We start from the raw sequence: 24340 nt of genomic DNA on the forward strand, positions 1-24340 counted from the left end.
TAAAAAAAGCGCTGGATGATTTTCCATCCAGACGCTTATTGTTTCTACTGTTATGATGATTTTCGTGCAAGCTCTCTTTCTCTCAGCTCGACACGTCGAATTTTCGCTGACGGAGTTTTTGGTAGCTCGTCAATGAATTCGATTTCTCTTGGATATTTGTACGGTGCTGTTGTATTTTTCACGTGTGTTTGCAGTTCTTTAATCAGCTCATCGCTTTGTGTAGATGCATCACGCAGGACGACGTATGCTTTCACGATTGATCCTCTGATTTCATCTGGACTTGCCACGACCGCACATTCTTTCACTGCTGGGTGTTTAATCAGTGCATCTTCGACTTCAAACGGGCCAATTGTATAACCTGAGCTGACGATGATGTCATCCCTGCGGCTTTCAAACCAAAAATACCCGTCTTCATCTTTTTTCGCACGGTCACCGGTAATAAAGTAATCCCCGCGGCGCTGCGCCTTTGTACGCTCTGCATCTTTGTAGTATTCCTTGAATAAAGCCGGCGTTTCAAGATGAACGGCAATGTCACCTATTTCTCCTGGAGCACAGATCTGGCCATTCTCATCAATGATCTCTACTTCATTGCCAGGTGTTGGTTTGCCCATGCTACCTGGCTTGATGTCCATTCCTTTCAGCACCCCGACTAGCAGCGTGCTTTCTGTTTGCCCGTAACCATCTCGCACTTCGATATCGAAATGTTTTTTGAACGTATCGATAACTTCACGGTTAAGCGGCTCTCCCGCAGAAACAGCACTATGCAATTTCGGCAGCTCGTACTGACTGAGGTCATCTACTTTTGCCATAAACCGATATTCCGTTGGTGTACAACATAAAACATTGATTTCATTTTTTTGAAGCAGCTCTAAGTACGTATCCGGATTAAATTTCCCTCCATAAACAAAACCTTCTGCTCCACTTCCTAAAACAGATAAGAGAGGACTCCACACCCATTTTTGCCAGCCTGGTCCTGCTGTTGCCCATACTTTATCCCCTTCATTAATGGAGAGCCATGCTTTGGCCGCAGTACGTAAATGTGCATACGCCCAGCCGTGTGTATGAACAACCCCTTTTGGGTTACCTGTTGTGCCTGATGTATAAGATAGAAACGCCATGTCCGTACGTGTTGTGTCTGCCAATTTCAACTCGCTTGACTGCTCTTCCTTTTGCGCAACAATGTTTGTCCAGCCATGATCATTCTCACCAATCGAGAATGTTTTAAAATCTTTTGGCTGGTTGGTTCCTTCAAACGATTGAATGAATGATGCGTAAACAATCGCTCCTTTTGCTTCTGCATGTTCAATTCGGTAATCTATATCTTTAGCGCGAAGCATTTCTGAACAAGGAATTACAACCATCCCTGTTTTTAAAATCGCTAAATAAATGCTGTATGCCTCTAGCATACGCGGCACCATCACAATGATTTTATCGCCTTTTTTAAAGCCTGCATTTAATAGAACATGACCAATTTTATTCGCCTCTTCTACTAATGCTGCATATGTCACGTGCGCTTCCTGACCATTTCCGTCCTGCCAGTGCAGGGCGATTTTCTCCTGGTCATGACTGAATGCTTCAATCTCACTGACTAAGTTATATTGTTCTGGTGCAATTAAGTCTTCTCTTTTCATGGTACAGCTCCTTTTAGCCTCTTTCTATGAAACGAATCATGTTTCAATTTACCTATTCTAACACTCATAACTGAAAAATGCTTGAATTAGGACCTACTCCTAGTATTATGCCATAATTTTTTCATTTCGTCTTCTTTTTTAAAAATATTCTAACAATTTATGTACAAAAAAAAGAGCGGGAATAAACCCGCTCATAAGCCATAGCTTTTTAATTGTGTGTCTTAGAAAGATCCGCCACCCATATGTTGTTGAGCGTAAGATACAAGACGCTTAGTGATTTCTCCACCAACTGATCCGTTAGCGCGAGCTGTTGTTTCTGGTCCAAGGTTTACGCCAAATTCTGAAGCGATTTCGTACTTCATTTGGTCGATCGCTTGTGCAGCGCCTGGAACGACTAATTGATTAGAACTGCTTTGTCTGTTTTGTTGAGCCATGTGTTCTCACCTCCTTGTGAATATAGAATGTGTAGAAACACATGACTTCATGCGATTGATTTTATGGTAATTATTATGAAATTTTTTATTTAGAATAAATCAGCGAATTTGTCAGCTGCTTTCTTTTCATTTGTGACAACGATTGTTTCGATCTGCTCCACTGCCTCATCAAGCATTGGCTCGAATTCAGCAAAGCTTTCGTAGCGTTCTACTTTTTCAAGCTTTGGTTTTGTTTTTGGAGATGGCGGCGTAAAGATCGTGCAGCAATCCTCAAATGGCTGAATGCTTGTCTCATATGTGCCAATTCGTCTCGCTTCTTCGATAATGTCATTCTTATCCACGGCAATCAGTGGGCGAATGATCGGTGTGTTTGTGACATGATTAATGGCATACATGCTTTCAAGTGTCTGACTTGCCACTTGACCAAGGCTTTCACCTGTAATAATGGCAAGCGCATCACGCTTGGCTCTTATTTTATCTGCAATTTTGAGCATCATTCTTCTCGTTGAAGTCATCGTATAGTTTTCTGGTACTTGTTTGTGAATGAGCTCTTGGATTTTTGTAAAAGGAACGATGTGAAGCTTGACTTCGCCTCCATAGGCAGCTAAGCATTCCGCTAGATCAATGACCTTTTGCTTAGCACGTTCACTTGTATAAGGTGGGCTAAAGAAATGAACAGCTTCAATTTGAATGCCTCGTTTCATTGCCTGATAGCCGGCCACTGGGCTGTCAAAGCCGCCAGAGAGCATCAGCATCGCTCTTCCGCTTGAACCAACTGGCAGTCCGCCTGCACCTTTTACATCTTTAAATGTAATGTACGTCGCGTGTTCTCTTATTTCAATTCGCAAGTGAACATCTGGCTGTTTCACATTAACGGTTAAGTTGTCTGTATTCCTTAAAACATGTCCACCAATTTCTCGGTTCATTTCATTTGAATCAAGCTCAAATTGTTTATAAGAGCGTTTCGTTGAGACCTTAAATGTATTTCCTTGTTCATACACTTCCTGAACCGCTGAGAGTGCCGCTTCTTTGATGGCATCAAGATTTGTCTCACATTTTACAGCCAGGCTAAAGCTTTGAATGCCAAATACACCTTTAAGCTGTTCTGAAATCGGTTCAGGGTCTTCTCCGTTTAGCATGATCGTAATGCGGTCTCTATCAGATGCATACTTTAATGCTTCAAAGTCTTTTAATACAAACCGGATATGCTGTCTTAGTTTTTCGATAAATTTCTTTCTATTTTTCCCTTTTGTTGAAATCTCACCAAAACGGACTAAAATATGGTCATACTTCATGTTGTTATCTCATTCCTTTTAATTTTTTCACACTTTGTGCGATCGATGTGATGATTTGCGGCGCTAGCTCTGGTCCTTGTCCATATGTCAAACTGATTCTCATGCTGCTTTTGGCTGCTTCTTCTGATTTCCCCATCGCCAGCAGGACACGGCTTGGTTCCTTTTTCTTTGCAGAACAAGCAGACGTTGTCGAAACGTAAATGCCTTCTTTTTCGAGCATATGCAGAAGGACTTCAATTTGAATACCTGGCACTGAAAAATTCACAATGTGCGGTGCGCTATGCGTCAGCGGTGTGTTTATAACGACGCCTTCTATCTTTCCAAGCTGCTGCTCTAGCTCCGTTTTTAAAGCGATCATCTCGTCATGATGCTTGTTTAAATGTTCAAATGATTGCTTGATGGCTTTTGCTAAGCTGACAGCTCCAGCAGGATTCTCAGTCCCTGAGCGAAGGCCAAGTTCTTGCTCTCCTCCTGTGATAAAAGGCGCAAGCACGATCTCTTTCTTTAAAAAGAGGGCACCTGTTCCCTTCAAGCCGTGAATCTTGTGGCCTGACATCGTTAAAAGATCAATATCCATCTCTTTAGGCAGCGGAACCTTGCCAATTCCTTGTACGCCGTCGACATGAAAAATCGCCTCTTTGGCATACGTCCGAATGATGCTTGCCGCTTCCTCTATCGGCTGAATCGCGCCTGTTTCATTGTTTACATGCATGAGACTGACAAGCACTGTATCAGGGCGAAGCACTTCTTTTAAATGCGTCATATCTGCACGGCCATGCTCATTTACTTGAATATAGGAAATATCAAAGCCAAATAATGTTTTCAGCTGTTCAAACGATTCGATGACAGATGGATGCTCAATCGCTGTTGTGACAATATGTCTGCCTCGGTTCATCTTGGCAAGAGCAGCCCCTTTGATGGCTATGTTATTTGCTTCTGTTGCACCTGAAGTAAAAATAATCTCATATTGTGTAAAGCCTGTATAGTGAAGGATTTGTTTTCGCGTTTCACTTAATAGACGGCTCGCATCAATTCCAAGTTGATGCAGCGAAGACGGATTCCCAAAAAAACGCTCACTCACTTGCTGATGTACTTGTAAAACCTCTGGATAAGGCTTTGTTGTGGCACTATTATCAAGATAAATCATATCTTAAACTCCTTACAAAAAAACTTTAAAAATAAATGCATTTATATGTTACCATAATGAAGTCAGACAGAGAATTTTCTGAAAATGGCAGTTGACAACTTTTCATTTTCACTATATCATCCATAGTGCAATTGTCATATAAACACCTAAATTGTCAGAATATTTAAATTTGACACAATACACTGATTGAGGAGGGACTATTTTGAAAAATAGTTTAAGTATAAAAGAAACATTGGCTATTGGACTAATGCTTTTTGCATTATTCTTTGGCGCAGGAAATATGATTTTCCCGCCTGTTCTTGGACAATATGCTGGTGAAAACGTATGGCTTGCCATCGGCGGATTCCTACTTACAGGCGTAGGTCTTCCACTATTAGGGGTTATTGCTGTCGCCCTTACTGGTACCGGAGCCAAAGGCCTTGCCGATAAAGCACACCCTAAATTCGGGACTATCTTCACCGTGATTCTGTATTTATCCATTGGACCATTTTTCGCCATTCCGCGAACTGGTACGGTTTCGTATGAGATAGGATTAGCTCCATTTCTCTCAGGTGCCCAAGCCACTTCATGGGTACCACTATTCATCTTTACCGTAGTGTTTTTCACTATTTCATACTTGCTTGCGTTAAATCCTTCAAAGCTGGTTGATCGTATTGGTAAAATTTTGACACCGATCTTATTAACTGTTATTGCTATTATTGTCATTAAAGCCATTGCTACGCCAATGGGAATGATCGGTGCTCCAGATAAAACATATGAGGCAAATCCGCTTTTCACTGGATTTTTAGAAGGCTATAAAACAATGGATGCACTTGCTTCTATCGTATTTGGAATCGTCGTGGTGACAGCTGTTAAGGACAGAGGCATCACAGAGCGAAAATCTCTTGCAGCAGCTTGTATTAAGGCAGGACTCGTAGCAGCTGTTGGACTGGCACTCGTGTACATTTCACTTGCTTATGTGGGTGCTTCAAGCCCTAATGCCACGGGAATGGTTGGAGCAAATGAAGGAGGAAAACTACTTTCACTTTCTGCCAACTTTTTATTCGGTTCTGCTGGTAACATTGTTCTTGGCGCAGCCATTTTATTCGCTTGTTTAACGACTAGTGTTGGACTTATTTCATCTTGTGGAGAATATTTTTCAAAGCTCTTCCCAGCACTTTCTTATCGTACCGTCATTCTAATTGTTTCTTTGTTTAGCACATTCGTTGCAAACCTCGGACTCGCACAAATCATTTCTCTGTCGGTGCCTGTACTCGTAGCGATCTATCCACTGGCCATTGTCATTATTTTATTATCGTTCCTTGACCGCTGGATTAACGGCAGAAGAATCATTTATATCACTTCTCTCATCTTTACTGGTTTCTTTGCCATCATTGATGGATTATTAGCTGCTGAAGTGAATCTAGGCGGATTGCCTGGCATCTTGAAATCAATTGTTCCGTTTTACGATTTAGGCATTGGCTGGATCATACCAGCTATTATCGGTGCTTTGATTGGTGTACTTATTTCCATGTTTACCAGCCCACCAAAGCAACTTGCCTCATAATCATCGCAAATCAAAACATCCCCTTCCAAAGAAGAAGGGGATGTTTTTTTATTGTTCTTCATATACTAAAATAGAAAAATTCATGACTTTTGTACGAAAACACATGTTGACATCAGGCGTACATCCTTTATAATTAGTGATTGTTAATGATGAACGGTTACCTAGCAACTAATTAACAGAATATTTCAACATAATAATGGAGGCTTTAAATGCAATGAAGGCAACTTTGTCGACGAAAGATACGGTTATCATAGGTTTTATGCTGTTTGCTCTATTCTTCGGCGCCGGTAATATGATTTATCCACCAGAGCTTGGGCAATATGCTGGGCAAAATGTGTGGAAAGCAATGGGCGGATTTTTATTAACAGGTGTCGGTTTACCTCTTCTAGGGATTATTGCAATCGCTTTGACAGGTCGAGATGCGAAAGGATTAGCTGATAAAGCTCACCCAGCTTTTGGAACAGCATTTACCGTCATTTTATATTTATCTATCGGGCCACTTTTCGCTATTCCTCGTACAGGAACGGTTTCATATGAAATTGGTGCACTACCCTTTTTAGCTGGTGTACCAGCTTGGCTCTCACTTTTTTTATTTACACTGGCCTTTTTTGGTATTACGTATTATCTTGCGCTAAATCCAACGAAAATTGTGGATCGTGTAGGGAAAGTGTTAACACCGATTAAATTTACGATCATTTTGATTATTATCGTCAAAGCCATTTTGACACCGATGGGCGTCATTGGCACACCTGATGTGTCCTATAGCAATGGATCATTTTTCAAAGGGTTTTTAGAAGGCTATAAAACCATGGACGCTCTTGCATCTATTGTGTTTGGGGTTGTTGTCATCAACGCCATTAAAGGACGTGGTGTAACAAGTAAAAAGGCACTCACTTCTGCTTGTATCAAAGCAGGTCTAATTGCAGCTTGCGGATTAACATTTGTTTATCTATCACTTGCTTATTTAGGTGCTTCAAGTACACACGCCATTGGTTTTGTTGGAGATGGTAGTAAAATCTTGGCTCAGTCTTCACAATTTCTTTTTGGCAGTTTAGGTAATATTGTGTTAGGCGCGGCGATTACGGTTGCCTGTTTAACCACAAGTATCGGTCTTGTGACATCGTGCGGAGAGTATTTCTCAAATTTATTACCTAAACTTTCTTATAAAATGGTCGTTACACTCGTCACATTATTCAGTTTTATCATTTCAAATTTTGGACTTGCTCATATTATCGCTTTTTCAGTACCTGTGTTAACTGCGATTTACCCGTTAGCAATTGTGATTATCGTTTTATCACTTGCTGACAAATGGCTTGGTCATAGAAGACCTGTGTATGTCCTTACTTTGATTTTAACTGGCTGCGTCAGTCTGTTTGACGGTTTAGCAGCGGCTAAACTGCCTATCGGTCCTGTGAAAGATCTCTTTCAAACGATCTTGCCGCTATATGACCTTGGCATTGGCTGGATTGTACCTGCCATACTCGGAATCGTGATTGGATTTGTTATCTCTCTATTCACTTCTTCTGCTTCAGAAGAACGCCAAAAACAAGTTTCATAACATGGAAAAAGCTGAAGTCCTAAAATGGACTTCAGCTTTTTTATTGATGCTGATATTCTTTTTCTTGCTGAGTTAAAAGCTTCTGGACGGCTCCAGGTGATGCTTTTTCGACAGCTGCTGCTGCCACTTCAAATGAATCGTTATAATCATAGGCATAAAATCTTCGTTCTGCCTCTTTTAATTGCTCTGAAAGAATGTGGTTTTGACTTCTAAACCGGTTGCCGTATTGTATAATCCGTTCAATTTGATCCACTTTACGAAGCATGTCATGTGTTTCATCAACCACATGTCTGACTGTTTCAGAGGCTTCTTTTAATTGCTGGTTCACTGCTGGCATATTCAACGGCAAATTCTCTAGCTGCTCCTGCACTTGCTGAATCATCTCCTGCGCTTTTTCAGCACGATCTTTGATGTCAGCAGGTACACCTGGAATGTTGCTTTTGTGCAGCTGGCGCACTGTATCTGTCAACATGGTTTTAAGTTCAGCCAATGTTTCTCTTGCCTGTAATTCTTCTTTTCGTAACGATTGAAGGTGATCTTTAAACGCTTCATGAAGTGTTTTGGCATCCTCAATAAAGGTCTCAAGCTGATTGATTTCATCCATTAATAATGTGTATGCGACATGGTCACGATCAAGCTTCTCTCGTATTTGCTTCATAAGCTTTTCAATTTCTTCTAATCGTTTTTCGAATGCTTTCTGCTGATCCAGCTCTCCTGCTGTCAGCTTGTAGCTTTCTTTCACAAGAGCCGTTTCTGCCTTTGTCTGCGTGTGGTCTTGTTCAAGTTTTTCAAATGCTTCGGTCAGCTCAGGCATTTTGCTCTTGATTTCCTGACCTGCTTCTACTTCTGCTTCTAACTGATCATACAGCGTCTGAATCGCATCATCAATCATTTGCAGAATGCTTGATGCTTCATCTAAGTTGAGTTCATCAATCAGCAGCTTCTCCGCACGGGTCAGCTGTTTATTCAAGTTCTCCAGCTCTTTTGTGATCTGGATGTGCTCTAGCTTGTAGCCTTTGTCTGTCATTTCTTTATAACCGTCTTTCAGCTTCGTCAGCTGACCTGGCACAGTTTGTTTACAGTCTGCGATGAGCTTCGGTACATCATTGATATATAATTGCAGCTGATCGAGTCTGCGGTCTTGCTCAAGCAAAATTTTCCTTGCTGTCATGTAGTTTCCGTTTTCTGTCTCTTCTTCATACTGCTTGATCCCTTCCCAGGCCTCATCTAAGTCCTGCTCCATTTTGTCATAAAGGGTGCCATATAAATGGCTGTAAGCAAGTAGATTTTTTCGTACCGTTTGATATTGCTCTTTGACCTTCTCGATGTCTTTTCGGTTTTGCTCTTCACTTGTGACAAGGTCTGCAATCTCTTTTAAAATGTCTTCGATGTTTGAATCAGCAGCGGTGAGCAGATCTCCTATATGTGCAAGAACTTGCTTCGCTTTGGAGAATCGATATTTATCAGAATACTCCTCTGCATCATATAATAGCTCCTCTACCTTTGGAAGATGGGCTGTGACGATATCGTCCCACTCTGCACGCCATCTTTCAAAAAACTGCTCTGTTTCTCCGGTCATTTTTAAATGTTTGATTTTTGAAATTTCTTCTACAATTGATCTGTTTAAAATTTCAATTTTCCATGCTTCCAATCGGTCAATCTCTTTATATATATTTTTTCTGAGGAAATAACCGACTGAAAACAAAGCAAGCAAAATGACAATTAAACCGATGATAAACTCCATAATGAGCCCCCTTGTTGTGATCTAAGTGATGTCAGGGTAGTGTCCCGAGTAGACCTGAGAACCCTTTCGTGTCCGCTTTGCATTTGTTTTTTATAAGCAGGATTGTATTTTTGCCAATACGATCCATTCACGGTTTTATGTATGTTTTTTCAAGAAAGTCATTCAGGCTTTCTATCATTTGATCACATGTATTGATGTGACCTGTTTTTATGTATGCGGAAGCTGTCGTTTTCATTGTTATTATGATACCATGTAACCAGCATTTTTGGTCATGATTTTTCATTATTTTCGCTGATAAACATGACGTTTTTCAAAATATCGACAAGAGGTGACGACATGTTGAAACAAGATGCACATTTACATACGCCATTTTGCCCGCACGGTACGCTTGATCCTATTCATTCTTATATTGAAAAAGCAATGAAAAAGGGATTTGATTCCATCACCTTTACCGAGCATGCCCCGCTGCCTCCTTCGTTTCGAGATCCAACGCCTGAGCAGGATAGTGCCATGAAGCTTCAAGACCTTGAAGCCTATTTGACGAAGCTGGATCAGCTGAAACAGGAATACAAAGGACAGTTAATAGTAAAAACTGGGCTTGAGGTCGACTATATCAAAGAGTATGAAGAGGAAACAAGTGCCTTTTTAGACTGCTACGGCCCTGAACTAGACGATAGCATTTTATCTGTTCACTTTCTTCCTGCTGGCAATGATTATATTTGTCTTGATTTTGATGAGCACGCCTTCAAGCAGCTGATCAGCATCTATGGCAGCACCGAACACGTCTATCAAAGCTACTATGAACAAATTCATTCTTCTATTCTATCATCTTTAGGTCCATATAAGCCAAAGAGAATCGGTCATATCACCCTTGTCCAGAAATTCAAACAACTTTTCCCATACGAAATGTCGCCAGAACTATGTCAAAGGGTTACCCTTTGTCTTGAAGAAACGGCAAAAAAAGGCATGTCCTTAGATTTTAATACATCAGGTCTTCGTAAAACATATGCCAGAAGTATCTATTTAGATCAATGGATGATCGATCTTGCAAAACAGAAAAAAATTCCGCTCATATTCGGGTCTGATGCCCATCAAGCGGAAGATCTCGGATATGCGTATGATCAATTTGAAGACATCATGAGTTTCAGGTGAGGATCAAGTGCGGGTTCATTTGGTTCTAACAGATGATGAAGCGACCGGCTCAGTTCCTTATAGTACGTTTGATAAAAGTAAGGCTCGTTTGGGTTGATATAAAGCACCTCTGTTAAATATTGCGGCTGCAGATATGGCATCATCAGAAGTGATTTTAGCTGGATCATAAATGATGAGAGTGACAGCTGCTTACAAATCACATGGGTGCTTTTTCCTTTTTCAATGATGAGCTGAAACAAGTATTTTTCCTTTGTTAAATAGGTGGACATGATTTCCCTGATCAGCGTTGAATCGATGGTCACTTCTCGATAAACGAAACGGGTTAATTGACGATTTTCATGCTGATAAGATAAAATATCAAAAACCACATGAAGTAAACATTCTTTTGCATGACGGGTTTCCATGTGCTGGATGTGCGATTCAATCATCTGAATATAGCCTTCATAAAAATCGGATACGAGCTGCTCAAGCAGCCCTCCTTTTCCTTGAAAGTAATAAGATATATGGGCAACGTTGACGTTTGCTTCCTTCGCAATCTCACGGACAGAGGTTCCAGAAAATCCTTTTTGGTTAAAAAGTCTGATGGCAGCTTCAATAATACGGTCTTTTGTTTGCACGGTTGTTGATGTTTTCATCCGCTCACCCCTCTTCATGTGTACATACTTCAAGGTGAAGGCGGAAGTTCCTTTAATCATTGCTCGACAAATCCCACATGCGAAGCGCAAGTTATGTATTTTTGAGATAGAAAGTAGGAGATTTTCATGTTTCATGTCGAAAAACAGTCTGGCGATCCATCGAAAGACTATCAATTACTCATCAAGCAAGTAGAAGCGATTACGGATGGTGAACCTGATCTCATTGCCAACCTAGCCAATGCTGCGGCGCTGCTTTATCACTCGCTTCCTGAAGTCAATTGGGCTGGATTTTATTTAGCAAAAGACGGAGAGCTTGTGCTTGGTCCATTCAACGGACTGCCCGCATGTGTACGCATTCCTTCTGGAAAAGGGGTTTGCGGTACAGCATTTGCGACAGGTGATGTACAGCGTATCGCTGATGTGCATGCATTCCCTGGTCATATTGCATGTGATGCAGCATCGCAATCTGAAATTGTGATCCCACTTAAAGTAAATGGACAAATCATTGGGGTACTCGATATTGACAGTCCAGTGAAAGATCGTTTCAATGCAATAGATGAAACGTACTTAGTTCAATTTACAGAGGTTGTCCAAAATGCGTTATCAGCATCTACTGATGTGTCATGATACTTGAAAAGCAGACAATGCGTCTGCTTTTTTGTTTTGCTTTCTTCCCGAATGAATGCCGACCACGTTTGACCTTCTCCTCTTTAAATAGGTTGACTTCTCCTATCTGGCGTCATATAATAGAGTTTGTGTGAAATATGGCAGCCTTTTTGTTCGGCTTTTTTGTATCATTTTGTTCCTTCTATATGGAGGTGCATCTTGTAACTCCCTGCTGCTGGAGCGAGGATGCATGAAAACATAATGACGGAAAAGACAAAGAACAGACGGTTTTTATTTTTCACAAATAAAAACAATAAGGAGGAGTCACATTATGGCTCGCTATACAGGTCCAAGTTGGAAGATTTCCCGCCGTTTAGGCATTTCATTAAGCGGAACAGGTAAGGAACTTGAAAAACGCCCTTACGCTCCAGGCCCACATGGTCCAGGACAACGCAAAAAACTATCTGAATACGGTTTACAATTACAAGAGAAGCAAAAGCTTCGTCACATGTACGGTGTCAACGAACGTCAATTCCGTACTCTTTTTGACAGAGCTGCTAAACTTCCTGGTAAACAAGGTGAAAACTTCATGATCCTTCTTGAAACTCGCCTTGACAACCTAGTATACCGTCTTGGCCTTGCTCGTACGCGCCGCCAAGCTCGTCAGCTAGTAAACCATGGTCACATCCTTGTTGATGGAAGCCGTGTAGACATCCCATCTTTCTCTGTGAAACCAGGTCAAACGATTGCTCTTCGTGAGAAATCTCAAAACCTTGCAGTTGTGAAAGAATCAGTTGAAGTGAACAACTTCGTACCTGAATACCTTACTTTCGATGCTGAAAAGCTTGAAGGAACTTTCACTCGTCTTCCAGAGCGTTCTGAATTAGCGCCTGAAATCAGCGAACAACTAATCGTTGAGTTCTACTCTCGTTAATTTCATGACTCTCTCAGAGAGTGATCAAACAAACCCTAGAGACCTTGATTGTTCAAGGATTTCTAGGGTTTTTTGTTTGGTCTTTTGTACGATACTCTCTAGCTACAAATTTACACACAAGAAAATTAGAACACCGATTACTCTTTACTCTTTTTCGTTTTCCTCTTACAATTACATTTACTGGATAACTCACAACTTAAAACAATAATGTAAAGAACGTTAAGGAGGAAAGCAATTTGTCGATTATTTCATTTATGTTAGCACTTATGCTCATTTCAATTGTTATCTATGCGATTTTGAGAAAGACAAAAGTTGTCGATGAAGCGCCTGGAGCTATCGCTGAAATTCTCCTCATTTTACTCATCTTTTTTTCGATTAGTTTTGTCATCATCATTCCAAGTTCTGTACTTTATGTTGTTTCATTAGGAGTGAATTTTCTTTTTGGAGAATATATTACCTATGCATCATTTCTTTCATTATTGACCTTCTGTCTATTCGTCAGTGGGATTGTTCTTTTTTGGTCGATCTTTTTAGTATTCATTGGTAAAGGAATTTCCTCTTTGCTAAGATTTCCTCAATGGTTCACGTTTATCTTTGAATTTTTACTCTCATGGATCGTTGTGCATTTCTCAATTAAGTTTGTCCTTAATATGAACATAGTCAATGTCTCCATTTGGGAGCACGGCACACTCATTTTATCTTTCTTTGTCAGCTTCTTATTTATTGGAATTGATCTCATCTACTCAAGTATTGAACAACGAAAACAGCCGCTGGATGAACAAGCAAAAAGCTCCTAGAGATGATTCTAGGAGCTTTTGCTTGCCCAATTTGTGATCAGCTGCTCAGTTGTCAGGATAGTCGCAAATTCGTCATGCAGTGTTGCAAGTGAAAGGCGATGGATCGTTTCTGGATCATAGTATGTACCGGTTTGATCTGCGAGTCCAAAGGCGGCTGTTGCATCCGACATGAGGTATGTCTCAAAGCCTAGGTTTCCACTCATTCTTGTTGTGGTAGATACGCAGTGCGGTGTTGCAAGTCCAGCAATCACAACAGTGTCGATCTCGTTTGATCTTAGTTGTTCCTCTAAGTTTGTACCTATAAAGCTACTGTTGACTTTCTTTTGTATGACCGTTTCTTCATCTAGCGGTTTGGCGATCTCTTTGAAGGAGTGCCCTTCATTTGCTGGATGAAATAAGGAGTGCGGCTGATCCGATGTATGCTGAATATGAATGACTGTCCAGCCTTTTTCTCTCCAAAACGTCAATAGACGACTGATATTCTTCTCTGCATCTAGGTTATTCCGTTCTCCCCATTTTTCGTGCTCGAATGCTTTCTGTACATCAACCATAATCAAAGCCTTTTGATGTTGTTGCACAAATCCCCACCTCCAAAGAATCTGAATCATTACTTGTAGTGTAAGGAATGGTGGTTGATTTGTACATGTTTTTATTTGGCTATGTACGATGTTTTGTCTGTTTTTGCAGTAAAAAGACAAACCACACACTGGCTATTAAGTAATAGATACCAATGATGGATGTACAATTAGATATGACTTCTGCCCATTGCACTGATTTGACGATTGCCATCCAGATCATATAGATAATCAGAAATGAACATGGGAAATAGAGAAAGTAGCCTAAGAAATATTGTTTGAGTTTTTGCGTCATCTTTTATCCTCCTAAAAACCTTCTGCAACACCTAGTAGACCCTATATAACCATGACATCAAAAAAGACAGCACAAATCGCTGTCTTTTTCATTTTTTAATTCGTATTCTGTCCTCCGCCATTCAATCCTTCTTTCACATAGCCCTTGACTTGGCTTGAGGTTAATAGACCGATATGTCCAACGCCGTGGATGAGGACGTTTCTCGCGCCAATTAAGCGTGAGAGGCTGTTGACGACAATGAGATCGGCTGAGCTATAGACAGATGTGTAAAGAATTTTTTGATTTGGATCGGTGCCTGGTAATGCTCTGAGTGATACGAGTCCATTCGCTCCACCAAGTGTGACGACGTTTTCAATTTTATCTCCGCCGTCTAGGTTTTTAATATAGTATAACGTGTTCGCACCACCCATACTATGAGCCACAATATCTACTTTTTTGGCGCCCGTTTTGGCTAGTACATCTTTCACGAATCTAGAGAGCCTCGGGCCATTGTTCAGGTTATTGCCTGTTTTGTCTATGAAATCGATTGCAAAAAGTTGGTTTTGATCCCAGCCCTGTGATACTAAGTATCGTTTGATCGAAGCAAAGTTATAAGACGCACCGCCCATACCATGCACCATCACAACCGGATTATGCGCAGCCGCTTTGACTTCTTTCGGCTGGATGAAGGCCATTGAACCTAGCACTAAGGCAAGGGCAACAAGAATTTGCAAACTCTTTTTCTTAAATCGAATCACTTTCATTCCCCCTTATTCATCTTATTCGACTCTATTTTATACAAGAAAAATATGTCAGAAAAGTGAACAAGGTAATGTTTTATGAGATGATTTTACAGAAATATAAATAATCATAAAGCACCTTGGACTTTTTTAAATTAAAACAAAAAGACTACGAGCCTCTCTATCTTTCATATATAATGTGAATAGACAAAAGGAGGTTCTACTAGATGCTATTTACCCAAACACCTGCACCACCTTACTATGCAGTCATTTTCACATCAAAACGAACGAATGTTGAGCAGAAAGAATACGCTGCTGCTGCTCAAAGAATGGAACAATTAGCGAAAGACCTAGACGGGTTTCTTGGAATTGAGAGTGTACGAGATGAGCATGGTGTTGGGATCACTGTATCGTATTGGGATTCATTAGCAGCAATTAAAGAATGGAAAGCACATACAGCACATCAGCGTGTTCAAAAAAAAGGAAAAAAAGATTGGTATGAATCCTATACAACCCGAATTTGTAAGGTAGAACATGCTTATAAAAACGAAGATTCACTTCTTGAATAAGAAACAGACAAATGAGAGAAAACCGCTCTGTAAAAGCTTAATTCCTACTTCTGAATAAAAAAGAAAAGCACCTCAATGTATATGAACATTTGAGGTGCTTTTCATGATACTTACTGTTTCATAAGGATTTATTTATACGTTACAAGGAAGTATTTCTTTTTCCCTCTTCTTAAGACTGTAAATTGGTTTTCAATTCGGTCTTCAGCTGAAAGGACATAGTCTTTGTCGGTTTGTCTCTCTCCGTTGATGTAGATGGCACCGTTTGTGATATCTTCACGTGCTTGACGTTTTGATGGAGACAGTTTTGATTCGACAAGAACATCAACAAGTGTTAATTCTTCTGCACTGTCTTTCTCCATTGATGGCACATCTTTAAAGCCTACTTTCACTTCTTCTGCTGTAAGAGATTTGATCTCGCCTTTAAATAGCGCATTTGAGATGTTGACAGCCTGTTCTAGTGATTCACGGCCATGCACAAGTGTTGTGACTTCTTCTGCCAAACGGCGCTGTGCTTCACGCTTTTCAGGGGCTGTTTGCACTTTTTCTTCGTACGATGCGATCTCTTCTTTTGATAGGAACGTAAAGTATTTTAAGTATTTCACGACATCACGGTCATCTGTGTTAATCCAGAATTGGTAGAATTCATATGGTGATGTTTTTTCTTTATCTAACCAGATGGCACCACCTTCTGTTTTCCCAAACTTCGTGCCGTCTGCTTTTGTGACAAGCGGCATGGTGAGACCGAATGCTTTTGCGCCTTCTGCTTCAGACTTACGGATCAACTCAAGTCCAGATGTGATATTTCCCCACTGGTCACTTCCGCCGATTTGCAGCTTACAATTTTCATTTCTGTAAAGGTTCAAGAAGTCTAACGATTGTAGTATCACGTAGCTGAATTCTGTGTACGAAATCCCTGTTTCAATACGGGAGCTGACGATATCTTTTGCGAGCATGAAGTTGACACCGAAGTTCTTTCCAATATCACGAAGGAACGTGATGACATTCATTTGACTGATCCAGTCATAGTTATTCACGATGACAGCTGGGTTGTCACCTGCTTCAAAATCAAGGAATTGAGAGAGCTGGCCTTTGATTTTCTCTGACCACTGTTCGACGATTTCTGCTGGGTTTAGTGAACGTTCTGCTTTTTTGAAACTTGGGTCACCAATCAGTCCAGTTGCGCCGCCAACAAGTGCAATCGGATGATGACCTGCTTCTTGGAATCTGCGCAATGTTAAAATTGGCAGTAAGTGACCAATGTGCAAGCTGTCAGCTGTTGGATCAAAGCCGGAGTATAGCTTGATTTTTTCTTCTGCTAATAATTTTGTTAAACCTTCTTCATCTGTTTGCTGCTGAATTAATCCTCTGAACGATAAATCTTCCATCAATTGACTCATATCCAAATCTCCTTTTTTTACAATTCAACATAAAAAACGCCCCTTCGAATGAACGAAGGGACGATATATATCGCGGTACCACCCTGCTTAAAAGACAAAACAACACGTCTTTTCACTTACACTGATAACGGACAGATCCGTTCTTTCACTAATCAGATAGCATATGCTCCTTTTCGTAAAAGCGGTTCGTGAGGGTAATTCGAATATCTCTTTGTACTGACTCGCACCAGCCGTCAGCTCTCTTGGACAGGGAAAGATGATTCTACTGAATCTCAGTCAAAACCTTTTCATATTCAACTAAAGTCATTTTTAACATACTTTTGATATCAAGTCAACTGACGGAAGTGATTAATCTTCCATTGTCGAGAGATCGCCAGCAGGTAAATTCAGTTCCCACGCTTTTAGCACACGTCTCATAATTTTACCGCTGCGTGTTTTTGGCAGTTTGTCTTTAAACTCAATTTCTCTCGGTGCTGCATGTGCAGCGAGTCCTTTTTTCACAAACGTACGAATCTCTTCTTTTAGCTCATCTGTCGGTTCGTATCCGCTTCTAAGCGCTATAAATGCTTTAATAATTTCACCGCGCACAGGATCTGGTTTTCCGATGACACCAGCCTCTGCAATGGCCGGATGTTCCACCAGTTTACTTTCTACCTCAAATGGACCGACCCGCTCTCCTGACGTCATAATGACATCGTCGACACGTCCCTGGAACCAGAAGTATCCGTCTTCATCCATATAAGCTGAATCTCCTGAAACATACCAATCTCCCGGCATAAAGTAAGATTCATATTTTTCAGGATTGTTCCAGATCGTATGCATCATAGACGGCCAACCTTTTTTGATGGCAAGGTTCCCCATCCGGTATGGCGGAAGTTCATTTCCGGCATTATCTACAATCGCAGCTTCAACGCCTGGAATTGGTTTCCCCATTGACCCTGGTTTGATATCCATGCATGGATAGTTACAAATCAGCTGTGCACCTGTTTCTGTCATCCACCAAGTATCATGAATTCGTTTACCGAATACAGCGTCTCCCCAGCGGATCACTTCTGGATTAAGTGGCTCTCCTACACTTAACACATGACGGAGTGAGCTGAGATCATATTTTTGAATGAGATCGTCTCCTGCTCCCATCAACATTCTGAAGGCTGTCGGTGCACTGTACCAAACGGTCACACCAAGCGATTCAATGGTTTCGTACCACGTATCAGGGTTGAACCGGCCGCCTAAAATGACATTCGTCGCTCCATTCAGCCACGGAGAAAAAATACCGTACACCGTTCCTGTTACCCAGCCTGGATCAGCTGTACACCAGTAGACATCTTCTTCTTTCAAATCAAGTACCCATTTACCCGTCTGGCCTTGCTGCACCATTGCGCCATGAACATGGAGCACACCTTTTGGCGTACCAGTGGACCCTGACGTGTAATGAAGCAGATATCCATCTTTTTCATCCATCCACTCGATTTCAAGTTCCTTCGCTGCCTGCTCAAATGCTTCTTCAAAGTGAATCGTCCGCACACCACCTGCATCCTCTTTTTCACCACCGACAATGATGACGGATTCAAGCTTTGGAAGTTCTGCAAACGGAATCCGCTCAAGCAGATCAGGCGTTGTCACAATCACTTTTGCCTCACTATTTTCTAAACGATCTTTGACGGCACCTTCCATAAATGCCTCAAATAACGGACCGACGATCGCACCAATTTTGACAGCACCAAGCAGTAGAAAATAGAGCTCAGGTGATCTTGGCATAAAGATAAACACGCGATCCCCTTTTTGCACATGTGCCTGTTCTCTTAATAGATTTCCTGCTTTGTTTGTCTTGATTTTCATATCCCTGAACGTATACTTTTCATCCCGCTGTGAATCTTTGTAGTGAAGCGCCACCTTGTTTTTACGAAACGAGTCCGCATGTCTGTCAATCGCTTCATAAGCTGCATTTACTTTTCCTGTTTCATACCAAGAGAAATTTTTTCTCGCTTCCTCCCATGAAAATTCTTTGTATGCTTGCTCATAATCATTTAAATGATAGTCCCCTTTTACTGATGGTAGCGTTTCCACTTTCATCAAACAGTCCCCCTTTGCATACGTTTACAATGACCATTATAGTATAGATGACTTTTTTTCTCAATTTTTAAAAAACTTCCGATGAAACCGTTTTAATTATTGCAAGATTTAAGATAGAATAGAGACGACTCACTAGAATTTGAGGCGGTGGATACGTGGAGCATCCTAAAACTTATTATTCAAAAACCATTAAGCGAGAAACAGGCACCATCCTGATTGAAGGACCGGTACCTGCATCAGAGCTTGCGAACTATACGTTTCATGAAGGACTAACGGCATTTCGCACGCCTGAGGAACAGAAACAAGCACTTGTTGAAATAGCAGATCTTCCTGAAGGACGTATTATCATTGCTAGGGTGGATGAGCTTGTCGTAGGCTATGTCACGTATTTGTACCCTGATCCGCTTGAACGCTGGTCAGAAGGCAACATGGACAATTTAATTGAGCTCGGTGCCATTGAAGTCGCTCCTCCATTCAGAGGCTGTTCACTTGGCAAGCATTTACTGGATGTGAGCATGATGGATGAGCAAATGGAGAATTACATTATCATTACAACCGAATATTACTGGCATTGGGATTTAAAGGGGACGAAGAAAAACGTGTGGGAGTACCGCAAAATGATGGAGAAAATGATGAACGCCGGCGGTCTTGTCTGGTTTGCAACAGACGAGCCAGAGATTAGCTCACATCCAGCCAATTGTTTAATGGCACGGATCGGAAAAAATGTAAGTCCTGATTCGATCGAGCGTTTCGATCGTCTTCGCTTCCATCAGCGCTTTATGTATTAACGTTCAATTCGTTTTTTTGGCAAAGGGGATTGGTAAACATGATGATTGAACAAATTATGGAGCGTGATGTGATCACGCTGCGAAAAACCGATACGATTGAAGAAGCCATTCAAAAAATGAGTGCACATCACATTCGGCATATTCCCATCGTATCTGAGCAGGGATCTGTCATTGGGATGGTGACAGATCGGGATATTAAAAATGCCAGTCCAAGTATTTTTGAAACAGAGAAAAGGCAGCTTTTTATTCAGCGGCCGGTTGAAGACATCATGGTGCTAGAGACGATTACCGCTCATCCGCTTGATTTCGTTGAGGAGATTTCAAGTGTCTTTTTTGAACACGGAATTGGCTGTCTTCCCGTTGTGAGACGCGGCAAGCTTGTAGGGATCATCACAAAAACAGATTTACTTCGTACGTTTGTAAGACTAACAGGTGCAGATCAGCCTGGATCACATTTAGAGGTTGAAGTAGCGCAAGTGACAGAGGGTCTTGCAGACATTACGTCCATTTTAAAAGAGCAGCATATTCAAATGCTGAGTGTACTCGTGTACCCACATGCCAATGAATCCTCTAAAGTGCTCGTCTTCCGCCTTCAAACGATGCATGCTGATCATGTGACGAAGCTAATTCGTGCAAAAGGCTATAAGGTGCTATGGCCTATGGAGCAGACGATCAAATGAAGGAAGCGACCTTTGTTTTTTCACCATCTTTTCAAACGTACCAGTTTCACCAAGATCATCCCTTCAATCAGCTTCGCGTCTACTTAACTTATGATCTTCTTCAAAAAATGAAGGCGTTAACGGATGATGAGATTGTCGCACCTCGTATGGCGACGCTGGAGGAATTAAAGCTTGTCCATACAGCAGACTACATTCAAGCAGTACAGCGAGCAAGTGAAGGAAAACTGTCCACCGCAGAGGGGGAACGTTATGGTCTTGGCACTGAGGACACCCCGATGTTTGCAGGGATGCACGAGGCAGCTTCTCTCCTTGTTGGCGGGACATTAACAGCGGTTGATCAAGTGATGCTTGGGCATTCGCAGCATGCGCTCAATCTTGGCGGCGGGCTTCACCATGGATTTAAAGGGCGTGCTTCTGGCTTTTGTATTTATAATGACAGCTCTGTGGCCATTCAGTATATTCAAAAGACATATGGCGCTAGAATTTTATATATTGATACCGATGCTCATCATGGCGATGGTGTACAGTTTAGCTTCTATGATGATCCAGAGGTATGTACTGTTTCCATTCATGAAACAGGGCGCTATTTGTTCCCTGGAACTGGACAAGTACAGGAAAGGGGTCATGATAAAGGCTATGGCTATGCATATAATATCCCGCTTGACGCATTTACAGAAGACGAATCATTTTTAGAAGCCTATCGAACAGCAGTGACAGAGATTGCTGCTTTTTTTAAACCAGATGTCATTTTGACGCAAAATGGAGCAGATGCCCACTATTATGACCCTTTGACGCATTTATCTGCTACCATGAAAATATATGAGGAAATTCCTAGAATTGCCCATGAGCTGGCGCATCAATATTGTGATGGAAAATGGATCGCTGTGGGCGGAGGCGGCTATGATATTTGGCGTGTCGTCCCAAGAGCATGGAGCCACATTTGGCTTGAGATGAAAGGCATTACACCACCAGATGTGCTTCCTCTGGAATGGATTCGTGCATGGGAAAAACAATCACCTGTTCCGCTTCCATCCACATGGCTAGATCCTGACGATTTATATCCACCGATTCCAAGAAGAGCAGAAATTACAGAAAAAAATGCGCAAACGGTAGAAAAAGCACTCATGCCTGTTCGACGAGAAAAGAAAAAGGCATAAAAAAAGCAGGCGTCCACTGATCAAGTGAGCCTGCTTTCTTTTTTATTTCGTCGATTGTCTTTCTTCAATTCTATGTGGTAATTCAACAATTTGATCTTCTACTTGTTCTTTGTTCATGAGCTTTGTCAAAAGTCTCATCGCAACAGCGCCAATATCGTAAGTCGGCTGAACAACTGTTGTCAATTGAGGGCGCACCATGAGGGATAGTCTTGTGTTATCAAAGCCAATCACTTCTAAATCTTCAGGAATTGATACGCCTCTGTCCTGCGCTCCATGAATGACACCTAGCGCCATTTCGTCAGTCGCTGCAATCACAGCCGTCGGCTTGTCAGATTGCTCAAGCAGATTAGCGAGCGCTTCAATACCAGAGTCATATGAGTAGTCTCCTTCAGCAACAAGCGCTTCGTCAAACGCGATACCAGCTTCTTCAAGCGCACGCTTATAACCAGCAAGCTTTCTCATAGAGTTAATTGGTTCTGACATTGGTCCAGATACAAACGCAATTCGTTTATGTCCTTTTTCAACTAATAGCTGAACTGAATCATAAATGGCTTGTTCATAGTTAATGTTGACTGATGGTGTTTGTGCCTGCTCTTCAACAGATGCAGCAAGTACAATTGGTACAGGAGAGCGCTTAAATTCTTCCACATGCACATCTGTAATGTTTCCGCCCATAAAAACGATTCCATCTACTTGTTTGCCAAGCATTGTGTTTAACAAATGAAGTTCTTTATCAGTATTTTGGTCTGAGTTGCTCAAAATAATGTTGTACTTGTACATCGTCGCAATATCTTCAATTCCTCGTGCAAGCTCTGAATAGAAGATACTTGAAATATCAGGGATGATAACCCCAACTGTTGTAGTCTTTTTACTTGCAAGGCCTCGTGCGACTGCGTTCGGACGGTAGCCGAGACGATCAATTGCTTCAAGCACCTTTTTTCTTGTTGTTGGTTTTACGTTTGGATTACCATTAACAACGCGTGATACCGTTGCCATACTTACGTTTGCTTCTCTTGCTACATCATATATTGTAACATTATTCACATAAATCACTCCTTCAAATACACTTCATATCTATAGCATTCACCAATTGGATAGAGACATGTCAGATACGAGGAAAATAATATCCTATTTGTCATTAAAACGATGAAAAGAGACACATAATTTTTCAATCTACATCAAAATGACATTCTTTTATGAAATTATACACGTTTTTTCTTCATATGAAAACGTTCCCTTTCTTTTTATAACTAAATTAAACAAACTTTAATGAGCTTGTTACCTGTAAATTGAATCATATTTCACCAAAAATCGTCGCGAACGTCAGCTATGACAATGATCTTAGCAGATTCTATCGAATTTTAAAAATGAAAACATTGTGAACAAGCATATTTTTAGCTTGCAATGTGCTCTCTTCCTTTCATTGCCAATCTTAATCGTATTTTTTCATGAAAAAACCGCCGGGCTGTCATCCGGCGGCTTTTCTATTTATGATTATGCGTGAATGTTGACAAGTGGTCTTAACGCATCTAACCATTTTTCGAATTGTGGAATGTCCATTTGCTGCGCTGAGTCAGATAGGGCAACAGATGGATCTGGATGCACTTCTGCCATCACACCGTCTGCTCCAATCGCAAGAGCTGCTTTAGCTGTTGGAAGAAGTAGATCTCTGCGTCCTGTTGAGTGTGTCACGTCAACAAAGACTGGTAAATGTGTCTCTTGTTTCAAGATTGGCACAGCCGAGATATCTAGTGTATTTCTTGTGGCTGTTTCGTATGTGCGGATGCCTCGCTCGCAAAGGATGATTTGGTCATTTCCTTGTGCGATGATGTATTCAGCTGCATTGATGAATTCTGAAATTGTTGCTGCTAGACCGCGTTTTAAAAGAACTGGTTTGTTCACTGATCCAGCTTCTTTTAAAAGCTCGAAGTTCTGCATGTTACGTGCTCCAATTTGGATGACATCGATATGCTCAATCGCTTCTTCAATATGAGCAGGATTCACGATTTCACTAATAACTGCAAGACCGTATTCATCTGCTACACGTTTTAGAATTTTTAGACCGTCTACGCCAAGTCCTTGGAAGTCGTATGGACTTGTGCGAGGCTTAAATGCGCCGCCACGAAGAAGTTTTAGTCCCTGCTGTTTCGCTGCTGCCGCTACTTCTGCAACTTGCTCGTAGCTTTCAACGGCACATGGTCCAACGATGAAACGTTGTTTTCCGTCACCGATCGCTTCTCCATTGATATTTACAATTGTATTTTCAGGTTTTTTCTTACGAGAAACAAGAAGTGCTTTGCTGTGGTCATCTTCTTGAAGCTCTAAACCTGCTTTGAAAATTTCTTTGAAAATATGTTGAATCGTTGAATTTTCAAATGGGCCATCATTTTCTTCAAGAATTTGATTAAGCATTGTGCGCTCTCTGACAGGGTCATAACGGTTGACACCTTGCGCTTCTTTTGCCTTTCCAATTTCTTTTACAATGTTTCCTCTTTCATTGATCAGTTTTAAGATTTGAAGATTTAGTTCATCAGCTTGCTGTCTCAATTGTTCCAATTCATTGTTGCTCATTTTTGTCATCCTTTCCTCTGCCCGCTCTCGCTTTTTA

General features: G+C 41.2%; 23 protein-coding genes and 1 other annotated feature. Of the genes, 10 read left to right on the forward strand and 13 right to left on the reverse strand.

Features of this window, described 5'->3' with window-relative positions; translation table 11 throughout:
• Positions 1-50: 50 nt before the first annotated feature.
• From mbcS to ACSBQP_RS17680, 4 genes are all read right to left on the reverse strand, one after another.
• Entirely contained in the window at positions 51-1631 is a 1581-nt protein-coding gene (gene mbcS / locus ACSBQP_RS17665) for an acyl-CoA synthetase MbcS (RefSeq protein WP_046344216.1), read from the reverse strand.
• A 221-nt stretch (positions 1632-1852) separates the two neighbouring features.
• Entirely contained in the window at positions 1853-2065 is a 213-nt protein-coding gene (locus ACSBQP_RS17670; protein WP_003216385.1) for an alpha/beta-type small acid-soluble spore protein, read from the reverse strand.
• 89 nt (positions 2066-2154) lie between these two features.
• Entirely contained in the window at positions 2155-3360 is a 1206-nt protein-coding gene (gene thiI, locus ACSBQP_RS17675; RefSeq protein WP_007501769.1) for a tRNA uracil 4-sulfurtransferase ThiI, read from the reverse strand.
• A gap of 4 nt (positions 3361-3364) precedes the next feature.
• Positions 3365-4507 (reverse strand): cysteine desulfurase family protein, encoded by a 1143-nt coding sequence (locus ACSBQP_RS17680; RefSeq protein WP_035702028.1) that lies wholly within the window; start codon positions 4505-4507, stop codon positions 3365-3367.
• Positions 4508-4709: 202 nt separating this feature from the next.
• Here ACSBQP_RS17680 and brnQ (ACSBQP_RS17685) point away from each other — a divergent pair, with 202 nt between their 5' ends.
• Positions 4710-6053: a branched-chain amino acid transport system II carrier protein gene (gene brnQ / locus ACSBQP_RS17685; protein WP_125589970.1), complete on the forward strand. Its 1344-nt coding sequence runs from the start codon at positions 4710-4712 to the stop codon at positions 6051-6053.
• A gap of 214 nt (positions 6054-6267) precedes the next feature.
• Entirely contained in the window at positions 6268-7611 is a 1344-nt protein-coding gene (gene brnQ, locus ACSBQP_RS17690; protein ID WP_035391117.1) for a branched-chain amino acid transport system II carrier protein, read from the forward strand.
• A gap of 40 nt (positions 7612-7651) precedes the next feature.
• Here brnQ (ACSBQP_RS17690) and ezrA read toward each other — a convergent pair whose 3' ends face one another.
• Positions 7652-9355, reverse strand: a complete 1704-nt coding sequence (gene ezrA, locus ACSBQP_RS17695; RefSeq protein WP_007501773.1) for a septation ring formation regulator EzrA — start codon at positions 9353-9355, stop codon at positions 7652-7654.
• Between the two features lie 336 nt (positions 9356-9691).
• Here ezrA and hisJ point away from each other — a divergent pair, with 336 nt between their 5' ends.
• Positions 9692-10507, forward strand: coding sequence for a histidinol-phosphatase HisJ (gene hisJ, locus ACSBQP_RS17700; RefSeq protein WP_125589972.1), 816 nt, complete (start codon positions 9692-9694; stop codon positions 10505-10507).
• Here hisJ and refZ read toward each other — a convergent pair.
• On the reverse strand, positions 10477-11142 hold the full coding sequence (gene refZ, locus ACSBQP_RS17705) for a forespore capture DNA-binding protein RefZ (RefSeq protein WP_008343081.1): 666 nt from the start codon (positions 11140-11142) through the stop codon (positions 10477-10479). The two genes, hisJ and refZ, sit on opposite strands and share 31 nt — an antisense overlap.
• Positions 11143-11268: 126 nt before the next feature.
• Here refZ and ACSBQP_RS17710 point away from each other — a divergent pair, with 126 nt between their 5' ends.
• The 3 genes from ACSBQP_RS17710 to ACSBQP_RS17720 all read left to right on the forward strand — a co-directional run bounded on the left by ACSBQP_RS17710 (position 11269) and on the right by ACSBQP_RS17720 (position 13479).
• On the forward strand, positions 11269-11769 hold the full coding sequence (locus tag ACSBQP_RS17710; RefSeq protein ID WP_008343079.1) for a GAF domain-containing protein: 501 nt from the start codon (positions 11269-11271) through the stop codon (positions 11767-11769).
• A 310-nt stretch (positions 11770-12079) separates the two neighbouring features.
• The gene (rpsD, locus tag ACSBQP_RS17715) at positions 12080-12682 is read left to right on the forward strand and encodes a 30S ribosomal protein S4 (protein WP_007501777.1); all 603 of its coding nucleotides are present in this window, start codon (positions 12080-12082) and stop codon (positions 12680-12682) included.
• A gap of 236 nt (positions 12683-12918) precedes the next feature.
• Positions 12919-13479: a hypothetical protein gene (locus ACSBQP_RS17720; protein ID WP_035702040.1), complete on the forward strand. Its 561-nt coding sequence runs from the start codon at positions 12919-12921 to the stop codon at positions 13477-13479.
• 8 nt (positions 13480-13487) lie between these two features.
• Here ACSBQP_RS17720 and ACSBQP_RS17725 read toward each other — a convergent pair whose 3' ends face one another.
• The 3 genes from ACSBQP_RS17725 to ACSBQP_RS17735 all read right to left on the reverse strand — a co-directional run bounded on the left by ACSBQP_RS17725 (position 13488) and on the right by ACSBQP_RS17735 (position 15023).
• Complete coding sequence (locus ACSBQP_RS17725; RefSeq protein ID WP_435028678.1) at positions 13488-14087, reverse strand: cysteine hydrolase family protein; 600 nt, start codon at positions 14085-14087, stop codon at positions 13488-13490.
• Positions 14088-14136: 49 nt separating this feature from the next.
• Entirely contained in the window at positions 14137-14349 is a 213-nt protein-coding gene (locus ACSBQP_RS17730; RefSeq protein WP_035702043.1) for a hypothetical protein, read from the reverse strand.
• 95 nt (positions 14350-14444) lie between these two features.
• Positions 14445-15023, reverse strand: coding sequence for an esterase/lipase family protein (locus ACSBQP_RS17735; RefSeq protein WP_370648336.1), 579 nt, complete (start codon positions 15021-15023; stop codon positions 14445-14447).
• 272 nt (positions 15024-15295) lie between these two features.
• Between ACSBQP_RS17735 and ACSBQP_RS17740 the strand changes: the two genes are divergently transcribed.
• Positions 15296-15637 (forward strand): antibiotic biosynthesis monooxygenase family protein, encoded by a 342-nt coding sequence (locus tag ACSBQP_RS17740; RefSeq protein WP_435028679.1) that lies wholly within the window; start codon positions 15296-15298, stop codon positions 15635-15637.
• Positions 15638-15765: 128 nt separating this feature from the next.
• Here the strand turns inward: ACSBQP_RS17740 and tyrS are convergent, their stop codons facing one another.
• Positions 15766-17034, reverse strand: a complete 1269-nt coding sequence (tyrS, locus tag ACSBQP_RS17745; RefSeq protein WP_435028680.1) for a tyrosine--tRNA ligase — start codon at positions 17032-17034, stop codon at positions 15766-15768.
• 53 nt (positions 17035-17087) lie between these two features.
• Positions 17088-17323 (reverse strand) — a binding site (T-box leader).
• 59 nt (positions 17324-17382) lie between these two features.
• Positions 17383-19107, reverse strand: a complete 1725-nt coding sequence (gene acsA / locus ACSBQP_RS17750; RefSeq protein ID WP_041507654.1) for an acetate--CoA ligase — start codon at positions 19105-19107, stop codon at positions 17383-17385.
• A 155-nt stretch (positions 19108-19262) separates the two neighbouring features.
• On the opposite strand from acsA, the gene ACSBQP_RS17755 reads away from it, so the two are divergent.
• From ACSBQP_RS17755 to ACSBQP_RS17765, 3 genes are read left to right on the forward strand one after another with little or no spacing between them, the layout of a single operon-like run.
• A complete protein-coding gene (locus ACSBQP_RS17755) occupies positions 19263-19895 on the forward strand; it encodes a GNAT family N-acetyltransferase (protein WP_046344236.1) in 633 nt (210 codons plus the stop codon).
• A 38-nt stretch (positions 19896-19933) separates the two neighbouring features.
• Positions 19934-20575 (forward strand): CBS and ACT domain-containing protein, encoded by a 642-nt coding sequence (locus tag ACSBQP_RS17760; protein WP_008343059.1) that lies wholly within the window; start codon positions 19934-19936, stop codon positions 20573-20575.
• Complete coding sequence (locus ACSBQP_RS17765; RefSeq protein ID WP_046526505.1) at positions 20572-21732, forward strand: acetoin utilization protein AcuC; 1161 nt, start codon at positions 20572-20574, stop codon at positions 21730-21732. Before ACSBQP_RS17760 ends, ACSBQP_RS17765 begins: the two co-directional genes overlap by 4 nt.
• Positions 21733-21774: 42 nt before the next feature.
• Here the strand turns inward: ACSBQP_RS17765 and ccpA are convergent, their stop codons facing one another.
• Positions 21775-22776: a catabolite control protein A gene (gene ccpA / locus ACSBQP_RS17770; protein WP_008343056.1), complete on the reverse strand. Its 1002-nt coding sequence runs from the start codon at positions 22774-22776 to the stop codon at positions 21775-21777.
• A 450-nt stretch (positions 22777-23226) separates the two neighbouring features.
• Positions 23227-24303, reverse strand: coding sequence for a bifunctional 3-deoxy-7-phosphoheptulonate synthase/chorismate mutase (locus ACSBQP_RS17775; RefSeq protein WP_017358315.1), 1077 nt, complete (start codon positions 24301-24303; stop codon positions 23227-23229).
• Positions 24304-24340: the final 37 nt, after the last annotated feature.

This window comes from Bacillus sp. G402, from assembly GCF_051172515.1.
GTDB lineage: Bacteria > Bacillota > Bacilli > Bacillales > Bacillaceae > Bacillus > Bacillus altitudinis.